The organism is Nonomuraea sp. ZG12 (assembly GCF_052068115.1).
Taxonomy (GTDB): domain Bacteria; phylum Actinomycetota; class Actinomycetes; order Streptosporangiales; family Streptosporangiaceae; genus Nonomuraea.
The window spans coordinates 222,872-242,340 of sequence record NZ_JBQHCW010000002.1; the positions used below are offsets into that span (position 1 = coordinate 222,872).

At 70.6% G+C, this 19,469-nt stretch carries 15 protein-coding genes; 10 read left to right on the top strand and 5 right to left on the bottom strand.

Features of this window, described 5'->3' with window-relative positions; all coding sequences use genetic code 11:
- Positions 1-158 precede the first annotated feature (158 nt).
- The 6 genes from ACTMTF_RS08105 to ACTMTF_RS08130 all read left to right on the top strand — a co-directional run bounded on the left by ACTMTF_RS08105 (position 159) and on the right by ACTMTF_RS08130 (position 9,431).
- The gene (locus ACTMTF_RS08105) at positions 159-3,503 is read left to right on the top strand and encodes a family 16 glycoside hydrolase (RefSeq protein ID WP_441110005.1); all 3,345 of its coding nucleotides are present in this window, start codon (positions 159-161) and stop codon (positions 3,501-3,503) included.
- A 257-nt stretch (positions 3,504-3,760) separates the two neighbouring features.
- Positions 3,761-6,079: a hypothetical protein gene (locus ACTMTF_RS08110; protein WP_441110006.1), complete on the top strand. Its 2,319-nt coding sequence runs from the start codon at positions 3,761-3,763 to the stop codon at positions 6,077-6,079.
- A gap of 139 nt (positions 6,080-6,218) precedes the next feature.
- Positions 6,219-6,464 (top strand): DUF2945 domain-containing protein, encoded by a 246-nt coding sequence (locus tag ACTMTF_RS08115; RefSeq protein ID WP_441110007.1) that lies wholly within the window; start codon positions 6,219-6,221, stop codon positions 6,462-6,464.
- Positions 6,461-6,790 carry a DUF3140 domain-containing protein gene (locus tag ACTMTF_RS08120; RefSeq protein WP_441110008.1) on the top strand — a complete coding sequence of 110 codons (330 nt, stop codon included), beginning with the start codon at positions 6,461-6,463 and terminating at the stop codon, positions 6,788-6,790. Before ACTMTF_RS08115 ends, ACTMTF_RS08120 begins: the two co-directional genes overlap by 4 nt.
- A 104-nt stretch (positions 6,791-6,894) precedes the next feature.
- A complete protein-coding gene (locus tag ACTMTF_RS08125) occupies positions 6,895-7,815 on the top strand; it encodes an NAD-dependent epimerase/dehydratase family protein (protein WP_441110009.1) in 921 nt (306 codons plus the stop codon).
- 152 nt (positions 7,816-7,967) lie between these two features.
- Complete coding sequence (locus ACTMTF_RS08130; RefSeq protein ID WP_441110010.1) at positions 7,968-9,431, top strand: MDR family MFS transporter; 1,464 nt, start codon at positions 7,968-7,970, stop codon at positions 9,429-9,431.
- A gap of 12 nt (positions 9,432-9,443) precedes the next feature.
- Here the strand turns inward: ACTMTF_RS08130 and ACTMTF_RS08135 are convergent, their stop codons facing one another.
- The 3 genes from ACTMTF_RS08135 to ACTMTF_RS08145 form a co-directional block, all read right to left on the bottom strand.
- Complete coding sequence (locus tag ACTMTF_RS08135; RefSeq protein WP_441110011.1) at positions 9,444-10,274, bottom strand: carbohydrate deacetylase; 831 nt, start codon at positions 10,272-10,274, stop codon at positions 9,444-9,446.
- Positions 10,271-11,689, bottom strand: a complete 1,419-nt coding sequence (locus ACTMTF_RS08140; RefSeq protein WP_441110012.1) for an MFS transporter — start codon at positions 11,687-11,689, stop codon at positions 10,271-10,273. The genes ACTMTF_RS08135 and ACTMTF_RS08140 overlap by 4 nt, the downstream gene beginning before the upstream one ends.
- 213 nt (positions 11,690-11,902) lie before the next feature.
- A complete protein-coding gene (locus tag ACTMTF_RS08145; RefSeq protein ID WP_441110013.1) occupies positions 11,903-13,924 on the bottom strand; it encodes a SpoIIE family protein phosphatase in 2,022 nt (673 codons plus the stop codon).
- 281 nt (positions 13,925-14,205) lie between these two features.
- On the opposite strand from ACTMTF_RS08145, the gene ACTMTF_RS08150 reads away from it, so the two are divergent.
- From ACTMTF_RS08150 to ACTMTF_RS08160, 3 genes are all read left to right on the top strand, one after another.
- Complete coding sequence (locus tag ACTMTF_RS08150) at positions 14,206-15,216, top strand: SDR family NAD(P)-dependent oxidoreductase (RefSeq protein WP_441110014.1); 1,011 nt, start codon at positions 14,206-14,208, stop codon at positions 15,214-15,216.
- A gap of 1 nt (position 15,217) precedes the next feature.
- Positions 15,218-15,379, top strand: a complete 162-nt coding sequence (locus ACTMTF_RS08155) for a hypothetical protein (protein ID WP_441110015.1) — start codon at positions 15,218-15,220, stop codon at positions 15,377-15,379.
- Positions 15,380-15,514: 135 nt separating this feature from the next.
- Positions 15,515-16,363, top strand: a complete 849-nt coding sequence (locus ACTMTF_RS08160; RefSeq protein WP_441110016.1) for a M24 family metallopeptidase — start codon at positions 15,515-15,517, stop codon at positions 16,361-16,363.
- 31 nt (positions 16,364-16,394) lie between these two features.
- Here the strand turns inward: ACTMTF_RS08160 and ACTMTF_RS08165 are convergent, their stop codons facing one another.
- Both ACTMTF_RS08165 and ACTMTF_RS08170 read right to left on the bottom strand, forming a co-directional pair.
- Positions 16,395-17,624 carry a cytochrome P450 family protein gene (locus tag ACTMTF_RS08165; RefSeq protein ID WP_441110017.1) on the bottom strand — a complete coding sequence of 410 codons (1,230 nt, stop codon included), beginning with the start codon at positions 17,622-17,624 and terminating at the stop codon, positions 16,395-16,397.
- Between the two features lie 169 nt (positions 17,625-17,793).
- On the bottom strand, positions 17,794-18,414 hold the full coding sequence (locus tag ACTMTF_RS08170; protein WP_441110018.1) for a TetR/AcrR family transcriptional regulator: 621 nt from the start codon (positions 18,412-18,414) through the stop codon (positions 17,794-17,796).
- 165 nt (positions 18,415-18,579) lie between these two features.
- Here ACTMTF_RS08170 and ACTMTF_RS08175 point away from each other — a divergent pair, with 165 nt between their 5' ends.
- Positions 18,580-19,404, top strand: coding sequence for an SDR family NAD(P)-dependent oxidoreductase (locus ACTMTF_RS08175; RefSeq protein ID WP_441110019.1), 825 nt, complete (start codon positions 18,580-18,582; stop codon positions 19,402-19,404).
- Positions 19,405-19,469 lie beyond the last annotated feature (65 nt).

Here is a 19,469-nt window from a genome sequence, read left to right on the forward strand (position 1 = left end):
GCGAAAGACTATGGGCAAGTCGAAGATCTCGCCATATATTACGGCGCAGAACAGCGTTACCCCCCTCGACAGCAGCGAATGACACCCGGTATCCGCCGATGGATCACAGCCGATCCATCGATGCCGCACCCCCATCCCCCGCCGAGATGAGTTAGATCATGCGGAAATTGCCCCTGTTATCCGTCTCCCTGCTCACCGCACTCTCCTGCCTGGCCGCCCCCGCTCAGGCGCACGCGGCGGCGGTGCCGCCGCAGGAACCGGGCATCACCCTGCGCACCTACGACGTCCAGGTCGAACTGTCCAAGCTCTGCACGCTCAAGACCGGTCAAACCCCCAACGTGGACAAGCTGATGCCCACGATCGACTGGACCTCCGACGCCGATTTCGGCCTGGCCGACATGTTCGTCACCGAAGCCGTCGGCAACATCGACATCGCCACCGCGGGCACGTACGAGTTCCGGCTCACCAGCGACGACGGCTCCCGGCTGAGCATCGACGACTCGGTCGTGATCACCAACGACGGCCGGCACGGGCCGATCGCCCTCGACGGCATGATCACCCTGAGCACCGGCTACCACGCGCTGCGCGTCGACCACTTCGAGCACCTGTACGGCCAGCAGCTCAAGCTGGAGTGGAAGCCACCGGGATCGGCCGACTTCACCCTCGTGCCGAACTCGGTGCTGAGCACGGACGCGGACGTGGTGAGAGTCACCGCCCCCGGGCGCAAGGACTGCGAGAGCGGCGGTGACTCCCCCGGCGACGGGCTGCCGCTGGCGGCCGTACACCCTGACCTCACGCTCACCGACCTGCGCCCGGCCGGTTTCGAGCCGCAGGTGACCGCGATGGACTGGCTGCCTGACGGCCGGTTGGCGATCACCACGTGGGGCGGCTCGGAGAAGAAGCTCGGCGAGGTCTACCTGCTCGACAATGTGACCGGCGCGACCTCGGCCGCTCGGGTCACCACGAAGAAGATCGCCGAAGGGCTGCAGGAGCCCCAGGGCATCAAGTACGTGGACGGCAAGCTCTACGTCTCGGAGAAGTCCCGGCTGGTGGAGCTGAACGACACCGACGGCGACGAGGTGGCCGACGACCTCAGGACCGTGGCGACCTGGCCGTTCGGCGGCAACTTCCACGAGTTCGCGTTCGGGCTGCTCTACCGTGGCGGCCACTTCTACCTCAACCTCTCCGTCGCCATCAACTACGGCGGCGACTCCACCGACCCGCAGCCGGCGCCGGACAGGGGCACGACCATCAAGGTCAACAAGGCCACCGGCAAGGTCGAGTACCTGGCCGGCGGTCTGCGCACGCCCAACGGGATCGGCTGGGGTCCGGGGAACGACCTGTTCGTCACCGACAACCAGGGCGGCTGGCTGCCCGCCTCGAAACTGGTGCACGTCAAGAAGGACCGGTTCTTCAACCACTACACCAATCCTGACGGCCGCTTCGACGGCAACCCGGTGAGCCCGCCCGTGCTGTGGCTGCCGCACAACGAGATCGCCAACTCCCCCAGCACCCCGCTGCTCATGAAGCGGGGCGCGTTCGCCGGGCAGATGCTGTTCGGCGACGTCACCTACGGCGGACTCCAGCGCGCCTACCTGGAGAAGGTCAACGGCGAGTACCAGGGCGCGGTCTTCCGCTACACCCAGGGACTCGAAGCAGGGGTCAACCGGATCAGCCTCGGCCCCGACGGCGCCATCTACACCGGCGGTCTGGGCGCCGGCGGAAACTGGGGACAGCCGGGCAAGCTCGCCTACGGCCTGCAGAAGCTGACCCCGGGCGACGGCAAGGCGTTCGACATCCGGAAGATGCGCGCGACGGAGGGCGGCTTCGAGCTGGAGTACACCCAGCCGCTGTCGGCGGAGACCGCCACGTCGCTGGCGGCCAAGTACCAGGCCACCCAGTGGCGGTACGTCGCGGCCTCCACCTACGGCGGCCCCAAGGTGGACGAGGAGCCGCTGACCGTCACCTCCGCGAAGCTGACCGACGGCGGGAAGAAGGTCAAGCTCACGATCGCGGGCCTGAAGCCGGGCCGGGTGGTGCACCTGCGGTCACCGCGCCCGTTCAGCTCGGCGTCGGGGCAGCCGCTGTGGAGCACCGAAGCCTGGTACACACTCAACTCGATGGTCGGCGCCCCGGCGACGGACGTCACCTACGAGGCGGAGAGCGCCTCGCTCAGCGGCGGCACGAAGCTGAACACCGACCACCTGAGCTACTCGGGAAGCGGCTTCGTCGACGGCTACTGGACCGAGGGAGCGGCCACGCAGTTCGCCGTACGGGCGGCTGAGGCCGGCACGTACCACGTGGGCCTGCGCTACTCCAACGGCCCCCACCCCGCGCCCGGCGCCAAGTCGCTGAGCGTGTACGTCAACGGGACCAAGGTCAGGCAGGTCCCGCTGCCCACCACGGAGACGTGGGACCTGTGGGCCACCCGGGTCGAACCGCTCACGTTGCGGGCGGGCGCCAACACCATCGCCTACAAGTACGACAGCGGCGACGTGGGCAACGTCAACCTGGACTCCATCACCGTGTCCGAACGACCGGTGCTGGAGGCGGAGAATGCCTCGCTGCGCGGTGGCGCGAAGGTGAGCACGGACCACCAGGGCTACACCGGCAAGGGCTTCGTCGGCGGCTACACGACCGCCGGCGCGAGCACGACGTTCTCCGTACGAACGCATGAGTCCGGCACGCACAACGTCGGCCTCCGCTACGCGGCCGAGACCGGCACGTCGGTGAGCGTGTACGTCAACGGGACCAAGGTCAGGCGGGTGCGGCTGGCCCCGACCGGCGGCTGGGACGCCTGGGCCGTCCAGACCGAGCCGCTCGACCTGAGGCGTGGCACGAACAAGATCGCCTACAGGTACGACTCCGGCGACGCGGGACAGCTCAACCTCGACCACATCACCGTGTCGAAGGCCGAACGGATCACGCTGTTCGACGGCTCCGACCTGGCGGCCTGGGAGAAACGAGGCGGCGGGACGGCGACCTGGCCGATCGAGAACGGCTCCATGGAGTCCTACGGCGGCGACATCCGTACCCGGCGGACGTTCGGCGACTTCAAGCTGCACGCCGAGTGGTACGAGCCGGACTACCCGCCGGACGTGACCGGGCAGCAGCGCGGCAACAGCGGCATCTTCCTCCAGGAACGCTACGAGGTGCAGGTCCTCGAGTCGTCCGGTGACACCACACCGGCCGCCAACGAGGCGGGCTCGATCTACTCCAAGCGCGCGCCTGACCGCAACATGGCCACCGCCCCCGGAACGTGGCAGACCTACGACATCACCTTCCGCGCCGCCCGCTACACCAGCGCGGGAGCGAAGGTCGACGACGCGCGGGTGACGGTCGTCTGGAACGGCGCGGTGGTGCACGACGACGTGGCCATCGACGGCGGCACCGGCGACCACATCCCGGAGAGCGCGGCGTCGGGCGGGATCCGCCTCCAGGACCACGGCGATCCCGGCGAGAACCCCCGCTTCCGTGACGTCTGGATCGAACCCGTCTCCTGACGTCATCCTTGGCCCGGCAGAGCCGTCCCACCTGGGCGGCCTGCCGGGCCATGCGCATCTCCGCACCCGCGTGCGGCAGGACTCTCGTCGACCGGAGGACGCGGAATCGACCGGCATCGACGTCCCGGCGTTCGCGCACGGGATACCGGCGCGTGTCATCAGAGGTTCGATCTCATGCCGGACGGGTCTTGCCGCTTATTCACGGCACGGGACCACTTCTAGGCTCATGTCATACCCCTGGCGCGCTGGAGGCCTCCATGTCCGGGCCTGACCAACAGCCCGCCGAGCCGAGACCGGTCAGGCTGGCGCGGGCCCGCCTCTGGCTACAGCTGCTGATCCTGCTCGGCCCGCTGAGCCGGTTGCCCGGTGAGAGCCCCGAGGGCGGCATCGTGGACACTCACCACACGGCCGGTCGCAACGCGGCCGCTCGCAACGCGGACCATCGGCACGCGGACGTTCGGGACGAGGTGCGGCGGGACGGCGTGATCCGGCCGGCCTACGCATTCGCGGCGCGAAACCTGATCCGGCTGCTGGCGCCCGCCCTGCTGGTGTTCCTGCCGATCGGCCTGCTCGCCGCGTCGGCGCTGGCCGTACTCGTGGACGGGTCGGCGGCGGTGGTGAACGGCGACGTGGAGCTCGTCGGCACTCCCGGAACACCCCTGCTGGTGTGGTCGGCGGCGGCGCTGGTCGTCTCGGTGGCCGGGCAGGCGGTGGCCGTGTCCGCGACGGTGGTGCTCGTCACCGGGCTGCTGGTGGGCCGGCCCGTCTCCACCTCCGGCGCGATGCGGGCCGCGCTCCGGCGCTGGCCCGCGCTGACGCTGCTCGTCCTGGTCGGCGTGCTGGCGTTCGCGGCGGCCCTGGTGGCGTGGTTCGGCGTTCTGGTGTGGCTTGACGCGGAGGTCATGGTCTTCGCCGTGCCGGCGGCGGCGGCCCTGTTCGTGATGCCGTGCCTGCTGGCCGTGCCGGGCGTGGTCCTGGAAGGACGGTCCGCGATGGGCGCGCTCGCTCGCGCGTACCGGCTGACCGGCGGCGGCGCCCGGGCGATCCCGTTCACGCTGGCCTTCGGCGTCGTGATCTACCCGGCGCTGGTCCCCCGGGCGGTGAGCTGGGCGGCGTCCGGGCTGCCCATCGCGCCGGTCGCGGCAGGCATGGCGCTGGCGCTGGCCGCCGTGCCTTTCCAGGCGGCCGTGATCACCCGCATGTTCCTGCGCCGCCTGGTCGTCAAGGGGTCGATCGCCGAGTTCGAGGAGATCGACGACCGGCTTCCGCCGAGCCCGCCACGCCCGGCCAGGCCGCTGCCGGTGCTCGCGGCGCTGCTCCTGCCCGGCCTGGTGTACGGCGGCGCGGTGCTGATCAACCCGGCCGGCTGGATCGAGGTCGCGGAGACGGCGGTCACGGAGGGCTGGTCACGCGACCGGGACTCCGAGACCTTCGAGGAGGACGGGCGTCCGAAGCCACGACTCGACACCACGGACCTGCGAGCCCTGTACGTGGGGCCGGGCGGGCGCATGGTCATGCTCATGGACGACTCCGCCGCGGCGAAGCTGCTGACCTGCTCGGACAGCGGCTGCGCCCGAACCCGGCTCAGCTGGGCCGAGCCGGTCGGCGTCGCCGGCGGATTCACCGCGACCGGCGCCCGGCTGGCGGACGGCCGTCTCGTCGTGTCGACGTGGGGGCAGGAGGGCGTGTACGAGGACGGGCTGGTACGGGACGAAGAGAAGTGGCCCATCCGGCTCGGCCTGCTGATATGCGATGAGAAGGGCTGCCTGCGGGCCCCTGACGGCAAGCCCGTCACGGAGGTGACCTCGTTCGGAGAGCCCGGCGCGGTCGCCCTGGCGGCGCGGCCCGGCGGCGGTCTGCTGGTCGCCCGCCTTCACGAGCTTCCCTCGGACGACAGCGACGACGACACGGAAGCGCTCACGATCACCATCTGCGACGATCCGGCCTGCGCCCGCCCGCGTACGAAGGAGGTCGCCAGGCTTCCCGGCGACAGATACGCGAACGACGAACCCGGTCTCATCGCGAGCGTGGGTCCCGACGACCGCCTCGTGGCGCTGCGGTTCGACCGTGACACCGGCTCGATCTCCGTGATCGCCTGCGCCGACCCCGCCTGTGCCCGGGCACGCGTGGGGCGGCCCGTACGCGAAGGCTTCGGCGACCGCGCTCGTGGAGCGGGCGCCGCCATGGTGCTCCGGGCCGACTCCCGGCCGCTGATCGCCTACCGGGACGTGACCGACGGCGCGATCAAGCTGCTCGACTGCCACACCCGCGAGTGCCCGGAGGCCGACACCGCCACGCTGTCGGAGCCGGGTCGCAACGCGGGGCCGGTGATGGTGCTGGACCGGTCCGGCCGGGCGCTGGTGGCCTACCAGGACCTCGACCGCGACCGGATCGTTCTCGCCACCTGCACGGGAACCCGCTGCTCGGCCACCCCGGTCACGACGATCCGGCGCGGCGGCGGTGACGGCCTGGCGATGGCACTGGACGGCCACGACCGCCCGACGATCGCCTGGATGGACGTCGCGGACCACAACGACTGGGACCTGGTCGTGACCACCCCCCTCAACCTGCCCTGACCTGCGACAGCGCACGCGTGGACATCGGATCGGACAGGGCAGGTGGAGGGTGCGTGCATAGCTGAACGCATAGGGGAACATGGGGGTTTCCGGGGCCGCGCTGGGGCGTGTGAGCGCAGGTCAGGGTAGTGCACGGCGCATGGCGAAGAAGCGGAAGGAAGAGCCTTCGGTGGGCGACGAGGTCACCTGGCGAAGCCACGGATCGACCGCTCATGGCAAGGTGGAGAAGAAGATCACCGGCAGGGCGAAGGAAGCCGGTCGGACCGTGGCAGCCTCGCCCGACGACCCCCAGTACGTGGTGCGCAGCGAGAAGAGCGGCAAGAAGGCCGTGCACAAGCCGTCGGCCCTGCGCAAGGACAAGGGGAAGGGCAAGGGCTCGGGATGACCGAGGAGGAGCGGGCGGTCGCGGCCGAGTTCGGCGAGGCGGTGAACATGACCGCCAAGGAGCTGGAGCGCTGGCTGGCCACCGATGAGTCCAAGGCGGCGGGCCAGAAGAGCGACGGCGGCGAATCCACCGGGCACGAGTCAGGCCGCAGGATCGTCGGGCTGCTCCAAGCGGAGAAGTCTTCCCTCACCGAGGAGGACTACGCGCACATGCGCAAGGTGATCGGCTACGTACACCGGCACCTGGCACAGCGCCCCGCCGGTGACGTCCGGGAGACGAAATGGCGTTATTCGCTGATGAACTGGGGTCACGATCCCCTTAAATGAGCCTGCCGGCGTTCGGAAGGCGCGGCAGCGCAGCGGTGACCACCTTCGATGTTATCCTGAGTAAGTCAATTAGTTTCTCAATGAATAGGAACCGGACAGCCAGGGTGGTTCCGAATGATGACTCGTTCGTTCTGGTCACCGGGGGCACCGGATACCTCGCCTCGTGGGTTTTAACCGGCCTGCTGGAGCGCGGCCACCATGTCCGGGCCACCGTCCGTGACCTTGCCCGCGCCGGCCGGGTCCGCGACGCCGTAGCCGAACGGGTCGATCCCGCGAGGCTGTCCTTCGTCCAGGCCGACCTCACCGCGGACCACGGGTGGGATGCCGCCATGGAAGGCGTCGGCCACGTGCTGCACGTCGCCTCCCCCCTGGTGACCGACCGCTCCCAGGATCTCGTACGCACCGCGCGCGAAGGCACCCGCCGGGTGCTCGGCGCGGCCCACAGGGCCGGAGTACGGCGGGTGGTGCTCACCTCCTCGGCGGCGACGGCGCTGCCCGACCGCGACGGCATGGTGGCCGACGAGACCGTCTGGGCGAACCCGCCCGACGAACCGGCCCACCGGTACGCCCGCTCCAAGACACTGGCGGAACGCGACGCGTGGGACTTCGTGGCGACCACCGGGACCACGCTGGAACTCGTGACGATCCTGCCCTCGATGATCCAGGGGCCGACTCTCGGCCAGGACGGCGGCGGGTCGTCGGTCGAGATGGTCCGGCAGCTGCTCGCCGGCAAGATGCCCGGTCTGCCGAACATCGGCTGGTCCATCGTGGACGTTCGCGACCTGGCCGATCTGCACATCCGGGCCATGACGGCTCCGGAGGCGGCCGGCGAGCGGTTCCTGGCCGCCGGCGAGTTCCGCTGGATGCACGAGATCGCCGCGCTGCTGCGCGACCGCCTCGGCGACCGAGCGGCCAAGGTCCCGACCCGCCGGCATCTGACGCGGCCGGCGCGAGCAGCGCCGCGTGGACGCGTGCCCAGGTCACGGAGCGACTTCCCTACCCAGCCGCCGGTGAAAATCTGGTGACATTTCGCGTCACTTGCCGCAATGTGGGGCGCGGTCGATGAGTTTTGTCAGTGGGGCAGGTCAGTCTGTCCATGACCACAACGCCTTGTGCGACCGAAGGCCGGCACCCCAGCCGTGATCACGCTCCGCCCACCAACCCCGATCGAGGTACCGTGTCCAGCCCTCAGCTCGACTCACCCGCCAAGCCCGCGGCCACGCCCGCTGCCAAGGGTCGCACTCCGGCCGTGATCCGGCTGCTCGTGCTCGCCGCATTCGTGGTCATCCTCAACGAGACGATCATGATCAACGCGATCCCGGGGCTGATGAGCGCACTGCACATCAGCGAGCAGACCGCGCAGTGGCTCTCGACCGCCTTCATGCTGACCATGGCCGCGGTCATCCCGGCCACCGGGTGGTTCCTGCAGCGGGTGACCACCCGCCGCGCGTACGCCACCGCGATGGGTCTGTTCCTGCTCGGCACGGCGCTGGCGATCGTCGCGCCGTCGTTCGAGGTGCTGCTGGGCGCGCGCATCATCCAGGCGGCCGGGACGGCCGTGATGATGCCGCTGCTAATGACCACGCTGATGCGGGTGGTGCCCGAGGAGGACCGGGGCCGGGTGATGGGCAATGTCACCCTGGCCATGTCGGTCGCGCCCGCGATGGGCCCGGCGGTCTCGGGAGTGATCCTCCAGTTCGGGTCCTGGCGGATGCTGTTCGTCGTGGTGCTCCCCATCGCCGCGCTGATCACGTGGGGCGGTCTGAAGCGGCTGGAGAACATCGGCGAGCCCCAGGCCAGCAGCATCGACTGGTTCAGCGTGCTGTCGGCCGCCGCCGGCTTCGGCGGCCTGGTCTACGGGCTCAGCCGATTCGAGGGCGGTGACGTCCGCGTCGCCGTAGCGATCGTGGCGGCCGGGCTGGTCACCATCGCCGTCTTCGTCGTCCGCCAGCTGTCGTTGCAGAAGCGCGGCGTGCCGCTGCTGGACCTGCGCACCCTGCGCCAGCGCACCTACACGGTCGCGCTGATCCTGATGTCGCTGGCCTTCATGGCGATGCTCGGCTCGATGATCCTGCTGCCGCTGTACCTGCAGAGCGTCCGCGGGCTCAGCGCCCTGGAGACCGGGCTCCTCGTGATGCCGGGCGGTCTCGCGATGGGGCTGCTGGGCCCGACCGTCGGCCGCCTGTTCGACATGTACGGCGGCCGGGTGCTGGTCATCCCCGGCGCGATCGGGATCATGCTCGCGCTCACCGGCTTCACCCAGGTCTCGATGACCATGCCCTACTGGCAGATCCTCGGCCTGCACGCGCTGCTGATGGTGAGCCTGGCGGCGACCTTCACACCGGTGTTCACCCTCGGGCTCGGCGCGGTCCCCCCGCACCTCTACTCCCACGGCAGCTCGATCCTGAGCACGCTGCAGCAGGTCGCCGCGGCCTTCGGCACCGCGCTCGTGGTGACCGTCATGAGCGCGCGGGCCGACGCCCTGACCTCCGCTGGAGTCGCCGACACGCTCGCCACCCTCGACGGCATGCGGCTGGCGTTCATCATCGGCGCGGTGCTGTCCGTGGCCGTGGTCATCACGGCCCTGCTCCTCCCGGCCCGGGCGGCCAACGCCGGCGAGTTCAAGGGCATCGGTCACTGACGGGCTGACGGGTCAGGGCCACCAGCCTCCGACGACCTCGACGCCCTCGCTCTCCAGGGCGTCGAGCCACACCGGGTCACGCAGCAGCCGGGCCTCCCAGGTCCGCACGACACCGTCCGGTCCCGTGACCGCGTCCTCACTGGACGGGTGCAGGAACAGCTCGCTCGTGCCCTCGGGGAGGGCGGCGAGCCGGCGGAGGTAGTCGTCCCGGAGCCGCTCGTAGGCACCGAGTTCGGACGCCGTGCGCCTGTTCGTGGCGATCGTCTGCGGGATGGACACGCCCAGTGCGTCGGCGAGGGCCACGGCGCGCTCGTGCGCCGCCGCGAGCCCCGGCGGGAGCGGTGCGCCGACGTACGGCTCCGGGTCACGGGGTAGCCGGAAGGCGAAGCCGTGGCGCGCGCACCAGTCAAGCGCCTCGGCGAGCCAGGACCTGCCGTGCAGGCCGTAGAGGGTGCCGGCGTGGGAGTCGGCCGCCACGGGCACGAGATTCCGTTCGCGCATCCAGTGCAGCTGCGCGTCGGCCTCCCGTACGACATCGTGGGCCTCGCCGCGGGCGCCGAGAGCGAACGGATCGTCGCTGAGTGTGCCGTCCGGATCGACGAGGCTCGCCGCGCCGTCGAGGGGCCGCCAGCGTGGCAGCCCGCGCTCGCTCGTGAGCGTCACGTGCAGGCGCGGCACCACGCCGAGCTCGCGGACCCGGCTCGCGGCTCGCTCCGCGGCGGGCGAGACGCAGATGAGCGTGGTCGCGGTGACATGTCCCTCGGCGAGCAGGGCGACGATGACCTCGGTCGTCCCGGCTTCGCGGCCGAGATCGTCGGCGGTGATCACGACGCGGCGGGTCATCGGGGGCGCTCCCCGACCTGCTCGTCCACCGGGCCCGCAGGCTGCGGCCCGACCGGCTCGTCGGCGGGGCCCGGGGGTGGCGGCTCGGCGGCTTCGGGCGGCGGTTCGAGCGGGACCGAGACGAGTCGCGCGGCGACCGCGCCGATCGCCGTCAGCACGAACGGGTACACGCACAGGTACACCCGGAACGCGAGCCCGGGGTCGGTGCCGGGGTCGTCGCCCGAGTTGTAGCCGAAGAACACGCCCAGCGAGGTGAGCGCGAGTCCGGTCACGATCCCGTTGAGCCGGCCGAAGAAGCCGAACGCGGACAGGAAGAGCCCCTCGCGGTGCTCCCCGTTGCGCGCCGCGTCGGCGTCCAGCACCCGCGCGACGATGAGATCGTTCGTCGCGAGCATGCCCGACCAGCCGGCCCCGACGAGCACCCCCGCGGCGATCGCGGTGACGAGGTCGGTGGCGAAGAACAAGGCGGCGAAGCCGGCCGCGAGGACCGTGAAGGCGAGCCGCCAGGCCCACAGGGCGCCGCGGCGGGCGACGACGCGCGTCCACACCACGAGGCCGCCCGCCGTGACCAGGATGACGATGCCCTGAAGGTAGAGCGCGTTCCCGACGGGCAGCCCGAGCGAGTAGCGGACGTACAGCTGGATGCCCGAGAGCACGAGCGCCATGGCGATCCCGTAACAGGCGCCGGTGAGCCCGACCGTCCAGAACATCGGGTTGCGTACGATCGACCACACGCTTCGCAGCAGCAGCGGCCGCTCCCGCGTGGAGTAGCGGGGGCGCTCGCGCGCGCCGAGCGCCATGAACACGATCACGACGAGCGCGATCGCGCCATAGATGATCGCCGTGATCTGGAAGCCCCGGGTGGAATCCTCGGTGCCGAACACGCTCGTCGTGAGCAACGGGGTGACCGCGAGCGAGATCACCAGCGCCACGAGCTGGAAGCCCTGGCGCAGCCCATTGGCGACGGCGCGGTCGCGCTCCCTCGGGTAGAGCTCGGGGAGCAGCGCGCCGTAGTTCGCGTTGAGCATCGAGTCGAAGGCCTCGCACAGGATCGCGAACACGGCGAACCAGAGCAGAAGGCCGATGCCCTCCAGCGAGGCCGGCGCGGAGAAGAAGGCGACCATGCAGGCCACGAGCATCGGCGCGCCGACCAGCAGCCACGGGCGGCGCCGGCCGAACCGGGTTCGGGTGCGGTCGGAGAGGTGGCCGAGCAGCGGGTTGTCGATCGCGTCGATGACCGCGTAGATCACCATGACCACGCCGTACGCGCGGACGTCCAGTCCGAGGATGTCGACGTAGAAGAGGATCATCGATCCCTTGATCATGTTGATCGGGATGGACGTGCCCAGCATCCCGATGGCGTAGCGCCACGCGGGAGTGCGCCCCTGGGTGGAGGCCGTATCCGGCTGGGACACGCGATCACCTTCCTTGCCGATGCGGACGCTGTACGCGGCGTCACCTTCGCACTCGAAAGGGAACAGCGGGTGACGCGGAGCCTCGGCGCGCCTAAGAAGATGCCGACAAATGTCACATGATGTCAATGGTCAAGAACGTGTCAGTACCGGCCGGTGGTGCCAGATCGGAGGCGGGCACGACTCACGGCCGAGCCGGAGGCGATCATCGCCTGATCAACGGGTACGGGCCACCAGCAGCGCGACGTCGTCCTCGGCGCCGGTGTCGCCCACCATGCCCCGGATGATCGTCCTGCAGATCCTGTCCAGCGGGAGCGCGGCGGCGCGGGCCAGGACGCCGCCGAGACGGTCGATGCCGGCTTCGATGTCGGCCTCGCGGGTCTCGATCAGGCCGTCGGTGTAGAGGGCGATCAGGCTGCCTTCGGCGAGTTCGAGGTCGAGGGATCCGTAGGAGCCGAGCCCCAGGCCGATCGGGGTGCCGCTGGGCGGCCGGTGGAAGGTGACCGCGCCGGAAGGGGTGACGGTCGCGGGGGGCGGGTGCCCGGCGGCGGCCATGGTGCAGCACCGGGTGGCCGGGTCGTAGACCGCGTACAGACAGGTGGCTCCCGCGGCGTCCGGGAAACCGTCGGGGCCTGCGTCCTCCTCCGCCAGCCGTACCACGAGGTCGTCCAGGTGGGCGAGCAGCTCGTCCGGCGGCAGCCCGAGGTACGCGAGGGTACGTACGGCGGTGCGCAGCCGCCCCATGGTCGCCGCGGCGTTGATCCCGTGCCCGGTCACGTCCCCGACGACGAGCGCGACCCGGCCGTCACGCAGCGGGATCGCGTCGAACCAGTCACCGCCGACGCCGTCGTGCGCATCGGAGGGCAGATAGTGCGAGACCACGTCGACGGCGTCGCCGCCTGTCAGGTTGCTCGGCAGCAGGTTGCGCTGCAGCGCGAGCGCGGCGGTGCGCTCACGGGTGTACTGGCGCGCGTTGTCCAGGCTCAGCGCGGCGCGGGCGCCGAGTTCCTCCGCGAGGATCAGGTCGTCCCTCGTGAACGACTCCTGGTTGTCGGTGCGGACGAACACGGCCACGCCCAGGATGTCGCCGCGGGCCTGCAGCGGGACGATGATCAGCGTGTGCATGCCGGTGTCGTGAATGACCGCGGCCCGGTCCGGGTCCTGCTCGAGCCAGGTGCCGGAGGAGGTGTTCAGCACCGGCTCGAAGTGGGCGCGGCCCGAGGAGAGGACCTCGGTGAAGGGCGACGACGGGGGCACGAACACCGCTTGCCCCAGCGGCCAGAGGGATTCGGGGTTCCCGTCGTGGATCGAGGCCACGCCCGCACGGCGGAACACGGGGATGCTCATCTCCGTGGCGGCCAGCCGCTGCAGGGGTTCGGCGTGCGGGAAGACCGATTCGGCGAGGTCGACGGTGACGTAGTCGGCGAGGACGGGCACGGCCAGGTCGGCCAGCTCCTGCGCCGTCTTCCTGACGTCGAGCGTGCTGCCGATGCGGACGCTGGCCTCGCGGAGCAGGGCGAGCCGGTCGCGCGACCGGCTGTGGCTGATGTCCATGGTCAGCGTGCAGACGCCGAGCGACCGCCCGTCCACGCCTTCGAGCCGGAACAGCGAGGTCGACAATGTACGGTCCTCGCGCCGGTCGGGAGAGGTCCAGCGAGTTTCGCGGTCGAGGTGCGGGACACCGCTGGCGAGCACCTGGCGCGCCGTCTCCTGCATGGCCTCGGTGTGCGTGCCCGGCAGCGGTTCGGTCAGGGATCGGCCGAGCCGGTACCAGGGGAAGACCGTCCGCAGGCGCTCCGCCGCCGTGTTCAGCCATACGCAGCGCAGGTCGTGGTCCCAGATCGCCATGGCCACCGGGGTACGCCTGATGAGCGGCTCCACCCAGGAGTACGCCCGTCCCGAGGCGCCCGCGGTGGCCGGTGTCACCGCCACGAGCCAGGCGGGCTCCTCCCCCGGCGTGACCAGCCGGGTGCCCTCGACGTGCCCGAGGATCCTGGTGCCGTCGCGATGGCGGAACTCGGCGAATCCCGACCAGGTCTCCTGGCCGCCGTATTCCGCGTCCCAGGCCGCCGCGCGCTCCGGCATGATGAGCAGCGCGCCGGAACGGTTGAGGACCTCGGCCGCGCGGTAGCCGAGAAGCTCCTCCGCGCCCGGCGTCCAGCCGATCACGTCGCCCCGGGTGTCGATCACCAGGACCGCCGTGGGGGCGCTGATCGGCATGCTCTCAGATGTGGTCATGACGACATCCATCCTGCGTTCAGCGAGCTCTTTCCGGTCAGGATAAGCACCGCTGACCTGGGACGATTCTTGACCATGCCGACTCTCGCCCGCCTGCGCGCCGACGCCGGCGGCCGGGTCGTCGCCGAGGTGGGCGGGCACGAGATCGGCCAGGGCATCGGATCGGGGACGGACCCAGGGACGGATCGTCCGGGGATGAGCTGGATCTGGTTCAGGCGGGCGGCGGCGCGCACAGTTGCTCCTGATTCCGCCAGTCGGCGACAGCGAAACAGGAGCCACGCATGTCATCTTCATCCACGGGCAGCGGCACGGCCCGGACGGTCGTCATCACGGGGGGAAACAGCGGCATCGGTCTCGGCTGCGCCGCCGCGATCCTCGGTTCGCGCGACGGGCCGTGGCACGTCGTCATCGCCTCGCGGGACGCGAGCCGTTCGCGGGCGGCCGTCGACCGGCTGGCCCGCACGGCGGGTGCGGCTCATACGGTCGAGGCGATGTCACTGGACCTCGCGTCCCTCGCCTCGGTCCGCACCTTCGGGGCCGAGCTCACCGGCCGGCTGACCTCGGGCGGGCTCCCCCCGCTGTACGCCTTGGTGTGCAACGCGGGAGTGCAGGCCGGGACCACCGTGACCAGGACCGCCGACGGCTTCGAGTCCACGTTCGGCATCAACCACCTCGGCCACTTCCTGCTCGTCAACGAGCTGCTGGCGGCCCTGAAGGCGCCCGCCCGGGTGGTCGTGGTGGCCAGCGGCACCCACGACCCGGCGGAGACGGCCGGGCTGCCCGCTCCCGCGTGGAACGGCGTGCCCGCTCTGGCCCGTGGCGACCTCGGGCCCAGTGCCGCCTCCGACGGGCCCTTCGCCTTCGGTCAGCGCCGCTATGCCACGTCGAAGCTGGCCAACGTCTACTTCACCTACGCCCTGGCCCGCCGCCTGCCCGACGGCGTCACCGCCAACGCCTACGACCCCGGTCTCGTGCTGGGGACCAGCCTGCAACGCAACCACTCCGCCCCGGTCCGATTCGCCGCCACGTACGTGCTGCCCCGCGTGCGGCCGTTGCTGCGCCGGTTCCTGACGGACAAGATCTACACCATCGAGGAGTCGGGCGGCGCGCTCGCCTGGCTCGCGACCTCCCCCGAGCCGGCCGGCATCACGGGCAAGTACTTCCACCAGCGCGAGGCCATCCCCTCGTCGGACGAGTCCTACGACACCGCCCGCGCCGAGGAGCTGTGGGACGACAGCGTGAAGCTGACCGCCCTGTCCGGGTCCGCGTCATCCGAACCGGCAGGAGAGTGACATGGCGGGCCCGGCGCCGTTCGCCTACGACCTGTGGTTCACCAACGGCCGGGCCGGGACGACGGTCCTCTTCCCCCGGGACGGCGAACCGATCGCGCTGTTCCCCATGGAGATGTTCGCGATGGACCACCTCGAGTCCACGCGCAGGGGTGACATCACCTGAATCCCGCCGCAGAGCATCCGATCGCGGCGCGACTCCCGCGCGGTCGCCGACACGCTCGACCAGCTGGGCCTGGCCAAGGGGACCATCGGCGTCCTCGGCCTGGAGGCCTCTCCGCCGTGGCACCCCGAGGGCATCGTGCCGTACCGGCTGTGGGACACCGTCCTGCGGGAGTTCCCCGGCGTCGAGTTCAGGCCGGTGGCCATGGCTCTGTCCCGGCTCATGATGGTGCTGGGCCCCGAGGAGATCGCCGTCGTACGTCACTCGGCCGGCATCGGCGACGCCATGGCGCGGGCCATGGTCGACACCGCCGCCGCCGGGGTCCCCGAGAGCGAGGTGTACGCGGCCGGCATGGCCGCGGGATACGCGCGCGGAACGACTCCCGCGGCCATGCACTTCTGGTCGGGCCCCGATCCACTCGCCTCGGGCCTGCCGCAGTGGGGCTACCGCCCGCAGGCCCCCCGCGTCCTGCGGGACGGCGACATCATCTCCGCCGAGGTGTTCTGCGCCTTCGGCGGACGCCACACCCAGCACCAGGTCACCATCACCATCGGTGAGCCGCACGCGAACCTGCTGCGCGCCGCCGAGGTCGCCCGCGCGGCCTACGACGCGGGCCTGCGCGCGCTGCGTCCCGGGCGGACGTTCGGCGACGTCGTCGAGGCCATGCGCGAGCCGCTGGACGCGGCCGACGGCTGGGAGTTCGGCCCGGCGGTGCACGGGCTCAATCCGGCGATCACGCTCAGCGGCTTCCCCGCCGACGCCCGTCGCCGGGTCGCCGGCGCCGAGGCGTACCCTCCCGAGGCCGACCACCCCACCGTCAACGGCGACTTGGCACTCGAACCGGGCATGACCTTCGCCTTCGAGCCCAACTACGTCTTCGGCCGCCACCTGGCCTACCTCGGCGGCACGGTGATCGTCGGCGAGGACGAGCCGATCGAGCTGAACCCGTACACGGCGCGGATCCTGCGGGCGACCGGCCCGAGGTGATCCGCCGAGGGCCCGGGGTCGCGGGACCGCCCTACCCGACGGCGCGCAGGCGCACGGGGAGTTCCTGATGACCGTTGCTGATGAGGGTCGGGATCGGGCGCAACGCGTCGGCCGGCACCGCGAGTGACATGGCGGGGAAACGCTCGAACAGCTGGCGCAGGACCTCCGCGACTTCGAGGCGGGCCAGGGGGGCGCCGAGGCAGAAGTGCATGCCGTAGCCGAACGTCAGGTGGTCCTTGACCCTGCGGGTGACGTCGAAGGTGTCGGCGTCCGGGCCGTGCCAGTCCGGGTGCCGGTTGGCGGCCCCGTAGGCGGCGAGGATGGCGTCTCCGGCGGAGATGATCTGCCCGTCGGGCAGCTCGATGTCGGTGACGGCGAAGCGCAGCGGCAGATACTTGATGGCGGGCTCGTGGCGAAGGGTCTCCTCCACCACGTCCTCCCAGGTGGCCTGGCCGGTCCGGACGAGGTGGAGCCGGCCGGGGGACGTCAGCATCGCCACGACGGCCTGGTCGATGACGTTGACGGTCGTCTCGTACCCGGCGTTGATCATCAGAATGAGCGTGTCGCGCAGTTCGTCGTCGGTGAAGCCGGCGCCGTCCGACTCCTCGTCGCGCGCCGCGATGAGGAGGGAGGTCATGTCGTCGCCCGGGTCGCCGCGCTTGGTGGCGATCAGCTGGTCGGTGCGCTCGAACAGGCGCGCGGTGTTGGCCTTGGCCTCCTCCGGGGTGAGCGTACTGTCGAAAACGCGATCGACGATCTCCCGGAAGTCGTTCCGCTGGTCTTCCGGCACGCCCATCAGGTGGCCGATCACGTTGATGGGCAGCGGGTACGCCAGGCGCTCGCGCAGGTCCACCACCTGGCCGGCGGGCACCTCGGCGAGGTCGTCGAGCAACTCGGTCACCATGGCCTCGATGGTCGGCCCCAGCCTGGCGATGCGGCGCGCGCTGAAGGCGGGGGCGACCATCCGCCGTAACCTGCGGTGGTCGACGCCGTACGCGGTGAGCATGCTCTTCACCTCGATCCACAGGGCGAGCGGCCACGTGCTGGTCGTCTGCTGGAAGGCCGGATAGTGAGTGCGGCCGTCCTTGGAGACGTCCGAGCCGGTGAGCATGGTCTTGAGAACGGCGGGATCGGTGACCGCCCAGGCGCGCAGGCCGAGGATGTCCACGGGGGTGGCCGGACCCCGAGCCCGTAAGGCCCGGTATTCGGCGTGGCGGTCGGCGCCGGTGGGATCGATGACGAACGGGAGGGGCTGGGACATGAGTCTTCTCCTTCAGGTCACGGGCCGCCGGGCAGTGCGGTCGCAGGCGTTGAGGGACGTCAGGGCGTGATCGAGGATGCACACGGTTGACCGGGTAGCCACGCTTCGCGTGACAGGAAGCCGGATGTGACACCGGATGTGACGTACGTCTCAGCGGCTGGGCCGGCTCTCAGGCGCGGCGGTGACCGAGGGCGAGCAGGAGCAGGGCGGTGTCCGCGTCGACGTCGGACGGCGCCATCGCGCCGCTGCTCGTGGGTTCGCTGAACGCGGCTCGGGCGAGGATGAGCCCGGCCAGAAGGCGGGCCGCACTGTCGGCGGTGACGCCGGCGTCGACCTCGCCACGCGCGATCGCGCGGTCGAGCACCTTGGCCAGATGCTCCCGCATCGGGGTGAGAACTCCCGCGCGGATCATCTCCGCGAGCTCCGGGTCATGCACCGCCTCGCCCAGGAGCGCAATCAGCGTGGCGCCCGGCTTGCCGGACATCGGCAGCTGTTTCCTGGTCAGCAGCTCGCGGATGTCGCCGTCGAGGGAGCCGGTGTCGATGCCGTCGGTCTCCGACGAGGCCGCCTGCTCCGCGGCCGCCAGGATGAGATCGCGCTTGGAGGGCCAGCGCCGATAGAGGGTGGCCGTGGAGACCCCGGCCCGGCGGGCGACCGCCGCGGTCGTCAGGCGCGCGTAACCGGACTCGGCGAGCTCGTCGAGCACGGCCTCGATGATCACGGGCCCCAGACTGGCGTCCACGGGCCGGCCCGGCGGACGCGGGGTCTCGCCCGTCGATCCTCTGCTCATCGCGCCCTCGCGTATCCCGCACTGCCGGCCTGCCCCATGGTCAACCGTAGCCGGTGCGCCGGGTGGACCGGCACGAGCGGCACTTGACGAATAGATACGAAATGCTTTCGTTTCGTATTATGCTGAAGGCTCACTGACGACGCGGCCCTGTTGTAGGAGGCACACATGAAAACCATCGTCATCACCGGCGCGAGCGACGGCATCGGCGCCGCCGCGAGCGAGCTTCTCTCCCACGATGGGACGCGGCTGATCCTGGTCGGGCGCAACCCTGTCAAGACGAAGACGGTCGCGGAGCGGATCGGCGCCGAATATCACGTCGTCGACTTCGAGCGACTCGATGAGGTACGCGATCTCGCCACCGCCCTGCTGGACACCTGCGAGCGGATCGACGTGCTGGCCAACAACGCGGGCGGCCTCTTCTCCGGCCCGACCCGCACCCAGGACGGCTTCGAGAAGACCTTCCAGGTCAACCACCTCGCCCCGTACCTGCTGACGAACCTGCTGATCGAGCGCCTGCTGCACAGCCGGGCGACAGTGGTGAACACCAGCAGCGTCGGGGCACGGCTCTACGGCCGGATCGACTTCGACGACCTGAACAGCTGGCAGACCTACGACGCCAACAGGGCGTACGGCAACGGGAAGCTCGCGAACATCCTGTTCACCAAGGGGTTGCACGAGCGGTTCCACGCGCTGGGGCTGTCCTCGGTCGCGTTCCACCCGGGAGGGGTGGCGACGAACTTCGCGTCCGACACCACGAGCTACTTCCGCTGGTTCAACCACACCTTCCTGAAGCGACTCCTCGCCACCCCCGAGCAGGGCGGCGCGATCCTCGCCCACTTCGCGGCGGGAGCCCCCGGCGTGGCGTGGATCTCAGGCGAGTACTACAACAACCGACGCAGGATCGGGCGCACCAACAGGCAGGCGTACGACCCGGAGATCACCCGGCGCCACTGGGAGCTCAGCGCACAGATGCTCGGCATCCGATGGTGATGTCCGCCGCTTTCCCGGGCATGGATGGAGGTGCCGAAACTCTCCCCGGCGCACGACAGCGGACC